Annotated in this window: 11 protein-coding genes and 2 pseudogenes; 2 read left to right on the forward strand and 11 right to left on the reverse strand. The window is 46.3% G+C overall.

The window, feature by feature from the left end; translation table 11 throughout:
* Window positions 1-36: 36 nt before the first annotated feature.
* From HRU77_04770 to HRU77_04810, 9 genes and pseudogenes are all read right to left on the reverse strand, one after another.
* Window positions 37-1,236: a glycosyltransferase family 4 protein gene (locus HRU77_04770; protein ID QOJ20067.1), complete on the reverse strand. Its 1,200-nt coding sequence runs from the start codon at window positions 1,234-1,236 to the stop codon at window positions 37-39.
* 4 nt (window positions 1,237-1,240) lie between these two features.
* On the reverse strand, window positions 1,241-1,954 hold the full coding sequence (locus HRU77_04775) for a methyltransferase domain-containing protein (GenBank protein ID QOJ20068.1): 714 nt from the start codon (window positions 1,952-1,954) through the stop codon (window positions 1,241-1,243).
* 96 nt (window positions 1,955-2,050) lie between these two features.
* Complete coding sequence (locus HRU77_04780; protein QOJ20069.1) at window positions 2,051-2,746, reverse strand: methyltransferase domain-containing protein; 696 nt, start codon at window positions 2,744-2,746, stop codon at window positions 2,051-2,053.
* A complete protein-coding gene (locus HRU77_04785) occupies window positions 2,727-4,037 on the reverse strand; it encodes a UDP-glucose/GDP-mannose dehydrogenase family protein (protein QOJ20070.1) in 1,311 nt (436 codons plus the stop codon). The genes HRU77_04780 and HRU77_04785 overlap by 20 nt, the downstream gene beginning before the upstream one ends.
* Before the next feature lie 55 nt (window positions 4,038-4,092).
* Window positions 4,093-6,054, reverse strand: a complete 1,962-nt coding sequence (locus tag HRU77_04790) for an alginate lyase family protein (GenBank protein ID QOJ22064.1) — start codon at window positions 6,052-6,054, stop codon at window positions 4,093-4,095.
* Window positions 6,055-6,164: 110 nt separating this feature from the next.
* Entirely contained in the window at window positions 6,165-7,172 is a 1,008-nt protein-coding gene (locus HRU77_04795; protein ID QOJ20071.1) for an acyltransferase, read from the reverse strand.
* A 97-nt stretch (window positions 7,173-7,269) separates the two neighbouring features.
* Window positions 7,270-9,141 (reverse strand): asparagine synthase (glutamine-hydrolyzing), encoded by a 1,872-nt coding sequence (gene asnB / locus HRU77_04800; protein QOJ20072.1) that lies wholly within the window; start codon window positions 9,139-9,141, stop codon window positions 7,270-7,272.
* Window positions 9,142-9,988: 847 nt separating this feature from the next.
* Window positions 9,989-10,643 (reverse strand): annotated as a pseudogene (locus tag HRU77_04805) (transposase).
* 96 nt (window positions 10,644-10,739) lie between these two features.
* Entirely contained in the window at window positions 10,740-11,756 is a 1,017-nt protein-coding gene (locus HRU77_04810; GenBank protein QOJ20073.1) for a glycosyltransferase, read from the reverse strand.
* 391 nt (window positions 11,757-12,147) lie between these two features.
* Here HRU77_04810 and HRU77_04815 point away from each other — a divergent pair, with 391 nt between their 5' ends.
* Both HRU77_04815 and tagD read left to right on the forward strand, forming a co-directional pair.
* Entirely contained in the window at window positions 12,148-13,296 is a 1,149-nt protein-coding gene (locus HRU77_04815; protein QOJ20074.1) for a sulfatase-like hydrolase/transferase, read from the forward strand.
* Between the two features lie 16 nt (window positions 13,297-13,312).
* On the forward strand, window positions 13,313-13,705 hold the full coding sequence (gene tagD / locus HRU77_04820; protein QOJ20075.1) for a glycerol-3-phosphate cytidylyltransferase: 393 nt from the start codon (window positions 13,313-13,315) through the stop codon (window positions 13,703-13,705).
* A gap of 15 nt (window positions 13,706-13,720) precedes the next feature.
* Here the strand turns inward: tagD and HRU77_04825 are convergent.
* Together HRU77_04825 and HRU77_04830 are read right to left on the reverse strand one after the other, a co-directional pair.
* A pseudogene (locus tag HRU77_04825) lies at window positions 13,721-14,185 on the reverse strand (transposase).
* Between the two features lie 157 nt (window positions 14,186-14,342).
* The gene (locus HRU77_04830; protein ID QOJ20076.1) at window positions 14,343-15,869 is read right to left on the reverse strand and encodes a hypothetical protein; all 1,527 of its coding nucleotides are present in this window, start codon (window positions 15,867-15,869) and stop codon (window positions 14,343-14,345) included.
* Window positions 15,870-15,903: the final 34 nt, after the last annotated feature.

Raw genomic sequence — 15,903 nt, forward strand, 5'->3', positions numbered from 1 at the left:
ACGACACGACATTCGAAGTGTTTGTCATTGCATAATCTACTCGGCAAAAACCGCATCATAAGCCGCTAATAGTTTAGGTACTTCATAGCGCCACTCGAGCTCATTCCTCACCCGGTTGCGACCAAATTCCCCCATGCGCTGCCGCAATTCCGGATCATCCAGTAATTGCACTATTTTCAAAGCCATATCCACCGGATCATTTTTCTTCGCATATAACGACGCATCCAATGCAGAAACCCTACCCTCGGTTAGATCGAACTGCACAATGGGTTTACCTAAGGCCATATACTCCATGATCTTATTCATCGTAGACTTATCGTTCATTTCATTGGCCACATCAGGATTCACACATATATCCGCGGTATTGAGCATCGCTAATAATTCTTGGTCCGGTACCCGGCCGGTAAAAGTCACAAAATCGCCAATTCCAAGATTAATAGCTAACTGTTTCATCTCTTCAAGCGATGTGCCGCCGCCTACCAGACCGAAATGCACGTCCGTCCGTCCCAAATCCTTGATCATGCAACACGCGGACTGCAATAGCAGATCGATCCCTTCCTGCGCCCCCATTACACCGACATAACCGACTAAATAGCGCCGCCCGTGTTTAAGCTCTTCGTTGGGTAGCAGGATACGCATGCGATCCAGTTTAGGCCCGCTACGCACCACGAAAACTTTTGCTGGGTTCATTCCACCGCGTTCTATCGCAATCTTTTTATACGATTCGTTGGTAGCGATCGAAACATCTGCAGTTTTGAATGTCCACCGTTCGAACAGCACCAGTAACTTATAAAAGAAATCACGGCATCCGAATTTCGCCTCATACAGCTCCGGGTTGATATCGTGATGATCGAACAGGAATTTCTTGCGCATAAACAACTTAAAGAAACCACTGATCAGAAATAGTAAATCAGGTGGATTGCACGCGTGAATGACATCGAACCCCTGAGAAAATTGCACTTTCCAGGCAAGCCGGAAGGTATGAAATAAAGCAACGGAGTATTCAATCAAGTAGCCTTTTGCACCTTCGGCTTCGAACGGCAAACCATAGCGATAAATATGAATTCCGTCAATGACTTCATATTCTTCTTCATACCCTTTACCCGTCGGGCAAATGATGGAGACGACATAACCGTTGTCATGCAGTGTTGTCGCTTCCTGCCACACCCGGCGATCAAAGGGGGAAGGAAGATTTTCGACTAAAATGAGCACTCGACGTGGAGAAGTAAGTGACATTGAATCAGTTCTTACGATATGCAATAAGTGATTTGATCATACCCAATGCATGTTCTTTGAGGATACTGGCATCAGGAAAGTAATTTTTCATGTCGCTTATAGTCGGCAAATAAAAATCAGGGCTGGTTTTTTTTATCCAGAACCGGTTGGTAAACCTTAGGAGCGACACCTGAAGCCAGCGCGGCAGGTAACTGACAAATGGAAGCCAGGAGTGCGTTTCAATCGGGAACCAGCGGTATGGTGCCTGTACAAAATAACCTTTACCCAAGCGGCGAATCTCTTTGGCAAATTCATTCTGACGAATCTGCGCTATATCCTTGAAACGTTGACCTGAAACCAATGTCCATACTTCGTCCTTCGGTGCCGTGACATGCTCGATCACGGAAGAGCAAAATACAATATCGAAGAACTTATCTGGAAATGGCAATTGACCCGCTTCCGGTATAACAACCGGTGTGAATCCGTAATGCACCGCGGCTTCCTTGACCGCTTGTTCGTCAATATCGGCCACATAGACATTCGCGGGTGAAACAGCTGAGTTTTCCAGCACTGCATGAATATACGTGCCATTCCATCCTCCTAAGTCGAGTACTCGAGTCTCGGCAGTAAGATCAAAACTATCCCGGAAAATTTTAGCTCTATGTTTACGAAATCGAATACGTAATCGTGCCAGCGCATTTTCCGATTCTTCAATGATAAACGATGATTTTTGATTCACTATTTTTATCTCCTGAGTCTCTTGAAGGATTTTCCGGAAATCCGACAAGAAAGTTTCTGATCAGATCTTAAGTGCCGCTCTCCACTCATCATAAACTCAGCGTTTTCCCAAAAAATAAATGCAAGGAAAAAGCCATGTGGAAGCGCCTGTAAAAGCCATAGCATCAATAAAGCCGCGCTTGCTGGAATAGACATCACGATAGTAATCGAGCGTAATATCTGATACCGTACTGAATACGTTTGCTAATTCGCCGCGCAATTCTTCTTTAGTGTATCCGGCATGCGCACCCAACTCATTGCGGAAACGGCCATGCAATTTTGCGTTCCAATCGGCAAAATTCCACTTCAGTTTTGCTGTCACAGAAGCGTCCTTGCTGCCAAGATATCCAACAATCCGTTTACTATTGGGTGTGCCGATCATCCATCCCCCAGCGGGGCGAAGCACACGCCGCATTTCGCGCAGAGCCGCACGAAAATCCGGAATATGCTCAAGAGCATGGAAAGAGTAAACGAAATCAAAACTCTCATCGGCAAATTCCATCCCAGTCGCATCTCCGCGGCGCAAATCCGCAAAAAGACCAGCTCGCGCATTGAAGTCAGTAACAATATCGATACCGGTAACCGAAGCTCCAAGATACTGTGCCAGAACAGCTGCTTCTATCCCTTTTCCACACCCCACCACGAGGATTTTCGTCGGTACCGAATTTAGTTGCTGACACATTAAATCCGCAAGGATGACCGTTTTAGGGTCGGAAAAATCCACATTCTGTCGATTACCAACAAATTCCGTCATATCGCTCTCCACTCAATTTAGGGGCTATCCGAACCAAATCCACTACCACTTGTTCCGGTTTTATTTCGTCCGGGACATTGCGGAACTCCGCAGCACCGTTACCGATGACGATGGTTTGCGCGAATTTAAGCACTTCATCCAGTGAAGAAGCCATTAATTTAGAGATATGCGGAATATGGTTCAGAATATAATCCTGATTCGCGCCGGTCAGCGCCGCCAAGTTCACATTCTTATCATACAGCTTGAGTTCATATCCCTTACCGATCAGATATTCGATCACTTCGACCAGGGGTGATTCGCGTAAATCATCGGTACCTGCTTTGAAAGAAAATCCCAGAATACCGATTTTTTTGTTTCCTTTTTCGACGATCATGTTGATGCCTTTTTCAATCTGCCGCTGATTTGATGGCAGAATGGCATTGATGAGGGGCAAATCCATATCTAGGCTCTTGCCTTTATACATCAGAGCACGCACGTCTTTCGGCAAACACGAACCGCCAAAGGCGAAACCGGGTTTCATGTAATACGGCGACAGGTTCAGTTTGGTATCCTGACAAAAGATTTCCATCACCTTGTGACCATCAATACCCTCCGCCTTGCAGAGATTGCCGATTTCATTGGCAAACGCCACTTTGACCGCATGCCAAGTGTTATCGGCATACTTAACCATCTCCGCCGTTTCCACTTCGGTACGAATCAATGGTGCGGACATTTTTGCATATAATTGCATCAGCAACTCACCGGCTTTGTTGTCGGTTTCGCCGATCACGGTTTTAGGCGGATTGTAATAATCGAACACGGCCGTGCCTTCGCGCAGGAATTCCGGATTGTTGCACACACCGAAATCGATCCCCGCTTTTTTGCCGGAATAGGATTCCAACGCAGGAATCACAACGGTGCGCATGGAACCCGGCAGCATCGTACTACGCGCGACTACAACATGAAAAGCGTTTTTTTCTTTGAGCGCCGCGCCAATTTGCTCACACACCTTGCGCACATGACTGAGATCCAGATTACCGTTCAGTTGCGAAGGCGTTCCCACGCAAACCAGTGAAATATCGGAATTCATCACCGCATCGCGTACATCCAGAGTTGCCCGCAGTAAATTATTTTTAACTGCGGCAGCAATCATTTCTCCGATGTCTTTCTCGACAATCGGCGATACACCTTGATTGATCAGATCAACTTTTGTTTTGTTCGGATCGACCCCGATCACGGAATGCCCGTCCGTTGCCAGGCATCCGGCAGAAACAGTACCCACATAACCCAAACCAAATATGCTTATCTTCATGCAACTCCTTTAGTTCATTGATCAGAATACATTTTTATCAATCCATCGGAATAATTCAAGCATTATAACCTGCCGTAATCCGTAAAATTGTCACCTTTTTCGCCGCACCGGTGATTTTTTCCCGCCACGTAATCGTCGACGCCGGTACTTTTTCATCAAATCGGCGGGATATCCAACCGGATGGCGGCTCATCTCTGCCACGCACCAATCCCGGTTTGCAAGTGCTATCCGGCATCGTCATTTGCACACTGACATTGGCTACCGCCGCTTGCACTCGGTCCGATTCAATCCGCACTTCGCACATTTCGGCAAAATGCCAATTAAGTTCAATCGTGTGTTCTCGAGTGCATTCAAATATATCTTCCACCCGGATGATTCCTTCATCCTTTAGAAACTCTATCTTCCGACGGTGGATGACGGGATCGGGTAAGCGTGTATAACCGTCATGACTACCGATCAGACAATCTCTCTTCTGATCACTTTCCCAACTTTCACAACGCACATTCGCCTGACGCAACCACATAAAATTGCCGCCCACCTCGGATTGATCAACCCCATCCACACGCACGGTATTGTGCGCCGAGGTACCGCGGAAATAATCACGCCACTTTTTCTGCGTATGAAATGCATAAGTACCGGGATCAATCAATAGCGCGTGACCTGCCACCGACAAAGTAAATGACAAAGCATCGGCATGACCATGCGCAGCGATAGAAAGGTACCCAAGCGGCCCGGCGTCGGCCACGATACGGACCTCATCGGCAGTGTCAAGTTTTTTGCCGAGAATAAAATAGCCACCATCGCGAAATTCCTGGCGCGCTGTTGCTGGTGGATCTTCACCAGGAAGCAATGAATCGAAAACGTGTTGAGTATCGTCACCCAGCAACCAGCGGCTCTTATCATCGAAGCACTTTGCTTTGGCTTTGAAATCTTGCCGCTTAAACAACACTGCCCCCGTAGCCAGCAGCGAACGATAAACATGCCAGTCAGGTTCTTTGCTCCAGTTCACCATCAAGGCGCCATCGGCATCGCCGATCATCGGGACAGTACCCGCTACGTCCATGATGGCGGCAATAAACTCCAGCATGCGCTCCAGCCGGCTCGTAAAGTCCCGGGAAAACTGGAAACCGTTGACACGGCCGATCAACCAGCAGATTAACATCATGTCGGTCACTTCATGCTGATAGTAAACTGCTTGCTCACGATTCACTCCGTCGGGTGCATTCTGCTTAAGCGCTTCTAGCTCGAGCTCAACATATGCCTGCTGCTGCCAGCGGCTGCTTTCTTGCCAGCAAGGCCAGGTAATTGCCGCTACAAATAGCCCCATCAGTTCGCCGAACAGATGATTGTTCGCCGACGAATGCCGCGACAAGTAACCAGCGATAAAATAACTATGCTGATAAATACTATCCAACCAACGGCGCTTAAAACGCTGCCCGCTTGCGGAAGCAAACAGAGGATTACTCTCGCCACCCAGCAAATGCCAGGTAAACGACCAATTGACAAGCCGAATGGCTAATTCAAGCGAGCTAGTCCAATTCACCCCGAACGGATACGGACACTGATCAAACCACGATTCAAGCAGCAACTGCACACCTTGCGCGTAACGCATGTCGCCGCTCAAGTGATAAGCCTGCGCAAGTGTCGTCAGATGAAGGTGGCGATTGGGTTCCCAAAGATACTTGATATCACCGACCAAGCGCTCATCGCGATAATCCAACGCCTTACCAAAAACAAGCAGCGCTTCGGAACCTGTTTTGGGATCGCGGTTCCACTGTGGCGGAAAACCTAATTGAGCATTATGCAAGGCAAAAACATCGTAATATCCGGCAAGCACCCGATCCGCCGCGGCACGATAGAGCCCGGAATCCATACCACGCGGCAGCGGATTCAACCAAGCTTTACCGAAGTGTGAGCAATCCGGTGCGGGAGGTTGACGCATCCATTTGACAGTCAATAATTCCGCTTTGGTCTGAACAGCTTGGCGAATGCGATAACCGATCTCCGGTAACCCCATTGTCCGCAACCGGTTAAACTTCCAGACGAGATTACTCATAGTTGATAACAGCAATCACTATCGCTACTTCGTAAAGAAATTGAATAGAAGCATCCATGTGATTTTGCCTATCAACCAGCATCGGTATGCAAACGCCTTCTTAAACCCGCAATGGGCCGTTCAATCGCGTAGAACATCAATGCCGAGAATGTAAATGTCAGAATAAAAGCGACTAGCGCGCGGATGGGATTGCTTGCATCGATCAACCGGTCCACCATAAATATCGAAAAAAGGTGGCTGAGATAGAAAGTGTAAGAAATAACACCGAGAAAACGCACAGGACGCCAGTTAAGCCATCGAAATACCAGCCAATCAGGGTGCCGGATTGCCAACCAGAAAACCGGAAACAAGGCCATCCCTTGCAGGGTGTAACGCAAGGTTTCGCGGAAAGTATCATCTCGCCAAATAAGGCAAAATAAGAGCATCAGCAACGCGATGCTAAGGACAATATAACCAGACCGTTGGTCCAGCAGCTCCCATGCTTCATCAGCAACCGGATTTCTCCATACCCCCATGATGCATCCAAACAATAGCGAATCAAACCGCGTGTCTGTCGCATAGTAAGTATATTCATGTGACATACCGGCTTCCAGAATTAACCAGTAACGCCAACTCAGCACCAATAAACAAAGTACGAAGAAAAATAACGCGGTATTTACATAAGAGAGCCGGCGGACCGCCAGCAAGAAAACAACCGGGAAAATAAAATAAAAATGTTCCTCGATAGCCAGAGACCAATAAACGGAAGTACTTGGCACAAGATATTCCTTACCATAAAAAATAATATAGTAATTTGTCCAGTAAAAAATCTGCGAAACGACCCCCCACAGATGCATTTGATGTTCAATCAATCCTGCCAGAGCGAATAGCGCAATTAAAAATAGCACAATATATAGCGGTGGGAATATGCGGTAAGCGCGCCGCAGATAAAAATTCTTGAAATTAATGGATCCCGTATTTTCGTATTCTCTTCGCAACAGCGTTGTTATTAAATAACCGCTTAGAAAGAAAAAAATCGTGACGCCAAATCCGCCTGGAATAATGTGCGACCAACCAGCGTGCGCCACAAAAACCAGCATCGCGGCAACAGCACGCATTCCATCCAGCGATGGGATATAAAAACCACCGGTTACTTCTTTCATAGTGTCCAGTTACGTTTTAAGTAGCAATACAAAATTATTTCAGATACTGACGATGCCAGATCTCAAGATTAAGCATACTCCACAGCAGTTTTTCGTGATTTTGGCGGCCTGCCACATGATCGGCTAAGATTTTATCAAGCATCGCAGGCTGGTAATATTCTCCGGTCAGCGATGAGGCGCTCTTCAGATGTTCATAAAGATATTCTCGCATGGAACCCTGGAACCACTCGTTGACCGGTACACGGAAACCCACTTTAGGGCGCTGTAGAATGGGCGGCGGGAGTAACCGTTTCATCGCTTCACGCAATATCCACTTCGTCGTATGGCCGCGCACCCGGTACTTATCCGGCAATTTGGATACAAACGCAGCCAATTCATGATCCATAAAAGGCATGCGTGCTTCTAAGGAAGCAGCCATCGTCATCCGGTCTCCGCGTTCCAGCAAATTGTCGGGTAACCAGCTGGTCTGATCAAAGTACAGAATGCGGCGCAAAGCGCTGTTTGCGGAAGGTGAGTCAAATTGCAAACCACTGGCGCGATTTACGGGTGGGGATATTGCCACTAATCGCATCCGCTCCGCATCCGACAAAGCGCCAAACCAACGCGGCATGCGCTCTTCGAACCGCTCTAATCCCAAGTTAACGATCGCTGTCTTGACGCGCCGGAAACGATACGGCAGCGCCTGAACCAGGGGTTCCAATAAACCGTGGCGGATAAAACCCGGTAACGCCTGATACCACCCGGCGTAACGTTCGTAGACATGCTTCGGATAACCACCCAGGAACTCATCCGATCCTTCGCCCGTCAGTACCATTTTCACCGTTTTGCGCGCTTCTTTCGCCAGCAGATAAATCGGAATATCCGATGGCTCCGCCACGGGAGCATCACGGAAACGCACCAATTCCGGTAAATGCTGCATGAGATGCTCCTGTGAAACCACCAGTTCGTGATGATCTGTTTTGAATTGCTCCGCTATGGCCTTAGCATAACCCAACTCGCTGTAGCGAGCCTCAGCAAACCCTACGGAGAAAGTTTTTACCGGTTGCACCGAATGACGGGACATTAGGCCGACTACAGCGGAAGAATCAATTCCACCGGATAGAAATGCGCCGAACGGCACATCTGCAATCATGCGGATGTTGACCGCCTCATCCAATTTATCAAGAAAAGCGCCCACGGGATCAACCGGCAGCGGCGCACCGGCAAATACATCTCGATCGGGAGTACGGTAATAGTTCTTTTCGCTTAATACCCCTTTTTCCCAAATCGCATAACAACCCGGCATGAGCTTGCGAATGCCGCGAAACAATGTAACGGGGCCAGGAACATAACGGTAGGCGAAATAATCCCATACCGCCGATGTATCCACCTCGGCTTTGATTCCAGGAAAAGTCAGAATGGATTTGATCTCGGAAGCAAACAGCAGAACACCGCGGGTTTCGCACAAAAACATCGGCTTCTTGCCGAAACGATCACGCGCCAAAAATAAGCGTTCTTTTTGACTATCCCAGATGGCAAAAGCAAACATACCACGGAAATATTCAACGCAGCGCTCCCCCCATTGTTCATAGGCATGAACAATGGTTTCAGTATCGGAGTTGGTTGCGAAATGGTGACCCAGTGTAATTAATTCATCACGCAGCGAATGAAAATTATAAATCTCGCCATTGAATATCACTTGAATCGAACTATCCTCATTCCCCATGGGCTGATGGCCGGTGGAGAGATCGATAATGGAGAGACGGCGATGAGCCAAACCAATCCGATAGCGGCCATCCCGTGTAGCCGCGGAAAAGAACCCATCATCATCCGGCCCGCGATGGGTAATAGCCGCAGACATACCGCGCAAAACATCGATTACATTATTATTTGTGAAAGGTCCGATAAAGCCGGCGATACCGCACATGAAAACACCTTTTCGAATTAAAGCGGAAGTTATTCTCAGTTTATAAATTGGGTATACCTACTGGAGATTCCTTATCAATTCGGTAACCGCGCAATTCAACTACGAATCGCTCTTCTATTTCATGCATACGATCAATATTCCTTATTGTTACAAAGCTATCCGATAGTTTCAGCCAATGCTTGCAAATCTTGAAGCGCAACAAAACTTGCTATGCACCTATCTTCTATTACCCGGGGAATAGCGTTCACAGAACTATCAATACTTTAAAAAAATTATCAGACCAAGATATTAATCTACCAATCAGGTTAGAAATTCTTTATTTTCTTAATGCGCTTATCAAAGAAATTCACTGGCATCTTTCAGGTTCATATGAGGCATTTAGAATCAGCAAGTACGGATATTTCCTGGATCAATTTAGAGAAAATGAATGGACTGAGCAGAGTCACTTTGATACGCCATCCTTACTTTTCACTTCAAATATAGCATGCAACAGAAAAAAATTGAATGAGAACAACTCGACTTACTGCGTCTGAAGACACTCCGCACCCTGCAATGATCGCAGCGCTGAATTGTGTATTCAATTAAACAAAGAATAAAGGCACAGCCTAATTCCATCAAGTTTCCCAAGTACTTATCACAGCAAAATTATTCTAAAAAACTCAGTACCATCCATCAAAATCTTAAGGAAGCGCTGAACAATTAGTGGCTTTCAGATTTCCCGGTATTACTGCCAGTTTTTTGAACACGAATTCCCGGCAACTTATTTTTTGGCGGCATTTCCGCCGGATTTTCCCCTGTTTCTGCTTCATCGCCCGCCGCCGGGGGTATGGCGGGCGGACTTCCCCTCTCAAGTCGTCATCAGCCGCCTGCGCAGCGGGTGCAAGTTGGCAAAATCCATCAGCATGTTCACTTGAACGGCATTCTTCATCAGCCCGCGATAGCGGGTCTTGGTGAATCCAAACTGCCGCTTGATCACCCGGAATACATGTTCCACCTGTGCCCGGATCGAGGAGTGCTTCCGGTTACGTTTCTTCTGACTCCCCGAGAGATCCTTGAATAAGTGTGGCATCTACCATCGTGCCTTTGGAAACTAACAGCCCTTGGGTCTTAAGGTGAGTATTGATCGCTTCCAGCAATACCGCCGTCAATTCGTACTTCTCCAAAAGATGACGGAAATTCAGTATCGTGGTCTCGTCCGGCAGGGCATCGGTAATCCAGCCGAATCCCGCAAAGCGCCGCATGCTCTCGATCTCGTACAGGGTATCTTCCATCTGCCGGTCTGACAGGTTGAACCAATTCTGCAGGCAGTAGATACGAAACATATTCCCCAGCGCCATCGGCTGGCGGCCACGCCTCCCTGGCTTTGGATAATGCCGTTCAATTTGCGGCAGCAACGCTGCCCAGGGAATTACCCCTTCCATCTCGCTTAAGAAAACCTCCCGGCGTGTCCGGCGTTTCTTGTGATTGTAGTCAAGATCTGCAAAGCTCGATTGGCGTGACATGGCGTATCTATAGAGGAGTTATCAGGAAATGCTATTATCCCAAACACTTCGGGTGTTTGTTCAGCGTTTCCTTAAGGAAACTTATCGCATCTACCATCATGACGAAATGTGATGATTAGTGAGCTCTTTTGCCTCGATTGAAACTGTAGGATCTGAGATCGAATGGATAGCACCCAGTATGGCGCCTAAAGCAAGAAAGTTCCACCCGCAAACAGAAAGAATTCCATCAGAAATACTTCCCTTTCTCACAGCTTGGATTGCAATTGCTCCCGACCAAACCAATAACTCGGCAACGATCAATGCCGGTAGAATCGCCATTGTTTCCGTATACGCCAATCCCAGTGCCAATACCACCGCCACAAAATGGAATACAGGTGCAGCAAAAACCTGCCAGACCTGACACATACTCAACCACCACCAGGGATGCCCAAATGCTGTCCTAAGATACATACCGTATGCATGAAATCGGCGCCCCCGCCACAACCGGAGAAACATCTGCGGAGTACTTTCAGAATGACCGGTATGCGACACTGCAACTTCCGGAAGCCGGATAAGGCGCCACCCTTTAGCCCGCAATCGAACACCCAATTCAGCCTCTTCGCATGCGGGAAACCATCGATGTGCAAGATAACCGACTGACTCAATCGCCCGGCGACGATAAAGACCACCACCTCCAAGTTCTGATACTTCTTTTATTTGCTGTAATGCTTCTGCTTCCGAAGCACGCCGTTTATCAGCCAAGGTGCTGATATTTGTATCTAGCAACTTACCTGCCACACCAGCCACATTCGGATTTGATTCTAGGTAATTTAATGCCATTGATAAAAATCCAGCCTGCAATACCATATCTCCATCAAGCACATAAATGTACTCGCCTTGAGCATATTGATAACCAAGTTGAACTGCAGATGCACACCCGCAGTCTGCTTTATGAGAAAACTGAATAATTCGAACAGGGTAATGTTTTGCGATTTCCACCGTTCTGTCAGTAGATAGAGAATCTACCAGAATTACTTCACCACCAATTTTTTGTATTTCCGCCACTGCAATATCAAGGCAGTTTCCAATCAATGCTTCTTCATTGAATGCTTTAATTAAAATTGAGAGTTTCATTCTATTTTCTCTAAATAATATTGGCTTTAATGATATTATAAAGTCTCTTTAGATAGTTTGAAATTGGTGCAGACCAATCGCGCTTGCGGGCATCAAATTGGCATACTCTTCGGTATTCCCGAAAAATCTCTTAGTAATACCTTTATACTTCGCTATTTGCATTCCTTAATTTCTAGTGATATAACATTTACGTGATATGATTGCTTGTCTGACTTTTTTATCCTTTATGGTAGTGTTTTTCCACTGAGAAAAGCAGGTTATATCCTGTAGAAAAAGATTATCGGAATCCGTTTTCCACTAAGAGCTGAAGAAATAATAATTTTTTGATTGTCTCGGAAAGAAGATTGCTTAGCCAATGCAGAACATGATTTTGCTTTATTCGAAGGACGCCATGAGCATAGAAAATTTTCCACGCTATGGCAATCGTTATTGGAAAACCCCCAATTTTGATGAAATGGCTGAAAAAGGGACCGAATTCCTCCGCCATTATACGGCAGCCATCTCTACCTCTATGGCATTTAGCGCAATGCTGACCGGCAAAAATCCCCATGAATTTACGGATCGTAAGTTTTACACGAACGTGCAGCCCACGCAGTTCGAAACAATTTTCAGCCGTCTGCAGGCTGAGGGTTATGATTGCCATATTCTCTGGTCGCCGGATTATATGATTGGCGCATGGCCATATGTGCGCTGCTTTGGCGACGAGAGCAGAACTCGTATTCATGTACTGGAGATGCAACAAACATGCGCCATTCAGCGCCCGCACGATTTTACGTTGGAGCGTGACGACGCTCTGATGAAAAAGACGAAACAGTTGATCTACGATGAATTAAACAGCATTCAACCTGCCTCGAAACAGTTTATCTGGATGCATTTGCCGCATGTGTTGCGCGGTCGGTGCAGCTACGGTGACGACATAGATGTCTTCGATGAGATTCTCGGATTTGTACGAAGGAAATACGGTGATGAATCTATTTACATCACAGCGGATCACGGCCATATGAACCTACACAAGAACATTATGGCCTACGGCTTCCATGTATACGATTTAGCATGTCGTGTGCCACTGATCTCGCCTCGGGTCAATGGATTAAAAAAGGTGGAGAGGATTACCTCTCACACTGATCTGATGGATATTATTCTGAATGGAAGAATCCCGGAACATGATTATGTGCTGACAGATTCTCAGTATTATTGCCAGCCAGACCGAAAGCTAGCCGTCATCGGGCAGCGCTATAAATACATTTATAATAAGCGTAATCGTAGCGAAGAGCTTTACGATCTGGAGTGGGATCCGCAGGAACGTTATAATCTGCTGGAACGTGACAGGTATGATGATGACAGAGGCGGATTGAAGCGCATTACGGAATTGTATTTCTATCCATACCGCTCCGAAGCAATGAAAGCTCTGAAAGGGTTACGTGCAAAAAAGGAAGAAATATGGCGCAACGGCACCTGGAGTGAAGAAGCGTACGGTAGTGCACGCAACACGGTACGACATATTATTGCAAAAATGCGGACGGAGCTGAACAAATGTTAAGGGGATTACGGAAATTATGAAACGAGTGATTACATACGGAACGTTTGATCTTCTACATTACGGGCACATCAATCTGCTGCGCCGAGTAAAGGCTATAGGTGATTATCTGATCGTTGGCTTGTCCACTGACGAATTCAACTGGAATGAAAAGCATAAAAAGTGCTACTTCGATTACGAAAAACGTAAACAGTTGCTCGAAGCTGTCCGCTATGTGGATCTAGTTATTCGGGAGGAAAGCTGGGATCAGAAGCGCAGCGACGTACATAAATACCATGCCGATGTGTTCGCGATCGGTGATGACTGGAAAGGAAAATTTGACTTTCTGAAAGAAGAAGGCTGCGAGGTAGTTTACTTGCCTCGCACGCCGGAAATTTCTACTACACAGATTAAGAAGGATTTAAATCGATAATTTGGCAGCAATGACTTACACATAATCTAAGAGCTTGTTCACAAAGTCTTTTGAATAGCGGCACACCAAGAATACCAAGTGAAGGGACTGTAAGCTGGTGTTGAGCAACCACTCGCATTTCTTCCACAGCCACCGGTTCTTCTCCAATCAGGCAAAGCTGCGCTCCTCGGCCATCCAACGTTTGGATATCACTTTAAACGTGTTCAGTTCACTGCGCTTACCGTAACCGCACACGCCCTGCGCGAAGGGTTGAGCCAACCTTCATGCGGCTCGCTCCAGATCATAAAGTAAGAGTGCGCAGTGCGCCACTTGGAAAACTCCTCGGGCAGCATGTGCCACTGGCAACCGCTCCCGAGCAGGTAAAGCACCCCGCAAAGTTCTATGCGCCTGAGGACAGGTTCTCTTGCGCGCGTTTTCCAGCAACGACTTGATGATCTCGAATTGCTCGCGACTGATATCGCTCGGGTAACTTTTTCTCATCTTCAGAATTTCTCATATCCGACTGGGAATTTGAACAGGTTCTAAGAAGACAAATACTTTGGCTTAAATACCGAAGTAAAAAGGTGCTGATGAGCACACAATATGGCTATCGTGGATTTGTAATTCACCTCGAAATAGCTTTATTCGCTCTGATTTGTCACCAAAAAAAAATCCTACGATTAAATAACCGATTCAGCCTTTCCCGTTCATCCCTGTAGAAAGGTTTGATAAAATAAGATATTAATAAGAAAAGGCCACAAGAGAAAGTCGCCATAAGAAACAAATCCAGCCAGTTTTGTAGCGAAAATGTGAGTTGATGTGCAAAAGCAAATCCAATCATGGCCGCCACAAGAATCTTAGAGAATCCAGTAATATCAAATATATAATTAGTAGTATAAGTTAAAGTAATAATAAGTGTACCACTAGATAAAGCCTGACTCAAAACAATAGAGAGAATGACACTCCAAAGACCTTGACCTAATTCTAGCAGCAAATAGGCCATTGGCAAAACCAGCACACCCACAGCTGCTCCCCAAGAGCATAGATGGCTTTTCTCGCTAGTTACTGCCACAATTTCCAATAACTGGCGCTGACTCAATGGTATTAGTGCCAACAGCAAGCCTGCCAGATAATAATTTGACTCGTTGAATTTGCCTCCACTAAGTAAGCTTGCCAGCTCGCTCCCGGCTAGCCAAACAAAAATTAATATCGGCATGAGCACGAACATGCTTAACTTACCCAAGAGATTGGCATTACGCGTCAATTCCGTCATCCCCCCCTCACCAACAAAAGAAGCCACCAGCTTAGGTCGAATTAAATTCGATAGCAACAAAGCCGGCAAATAATTGGTAATTTGTACATATAAGCTGCGTAAAAAGCCAAACAGAGCTGCGACCTCCAAGCCAAGATAATGTTGAATCAGAAAAACAAACACTTGTGGGTTATAGGTCTGAGTGATGAGATTGCTGAGATACATGTAACGCGCAATACGCCACATTTCAGACCATTCCGGTGGTTGCCAATCATCTTTTCCTTCCAAGTCGCGATACATTTGCAAGTATTGAGTTAGTCCATACAATGCCAGTATAGTGCCGAGCACAGATGCCACCAGCTCGGCAAACACAATATGGTATAGATGAACCACCTCTTGAGACACTATGATACCAATCAACAGCAGAAAGATTAGATTACGAAAAACCTGGCCAATTTGCGCCTGGCCTTGCAGCATTAAGGGCCCCAGAATGCTTTCTCGAATGTACCGCCCTAAACCTTCAAAGATCAATAACAGTAGATATAACTTAACTATATCTGTATATTGCGCAAGCACAGACGGCAGTAACCATGGTATTACCACCAATAGCAATAATGCACCTGCAATGAGGAATAGGGTAATCCAAGCAACAATTTGCCACACAAAATATCTCAGCATTTTCCCGCTGGCATACAATCGAAATTCCGGCAAGTAGCGTGCTGAAACCCACGGTAGACCGAATACTGTAATGGCTAGTGTGATTTCCATTCCAGCTATTAATACAACATAAGCTCCGTACTCTTTCGTCGGTAAAAAACGCACCAATAAAAGGAGGATGCTCAGGCTTAGCAGAGCGGAAATAATCTTACCAATAAGGAAGTGTAGTGTACTTCGCTTAAATGCAAAGCTAGAATACGGTGATGAAACACTCATGAAAATGATCTATTTTTTGATACCAAGCACTCAT

The sequence above is a fragment of the Gammaproteobacteria bacterium genome (assembly GCA_015709615.1).
Classification (GTDB): Bacteria; Pseudomonadota; Gammaproteobacteria; order Burkholderiales; family Nitrosomonadaceae; genus Nitrosomonas.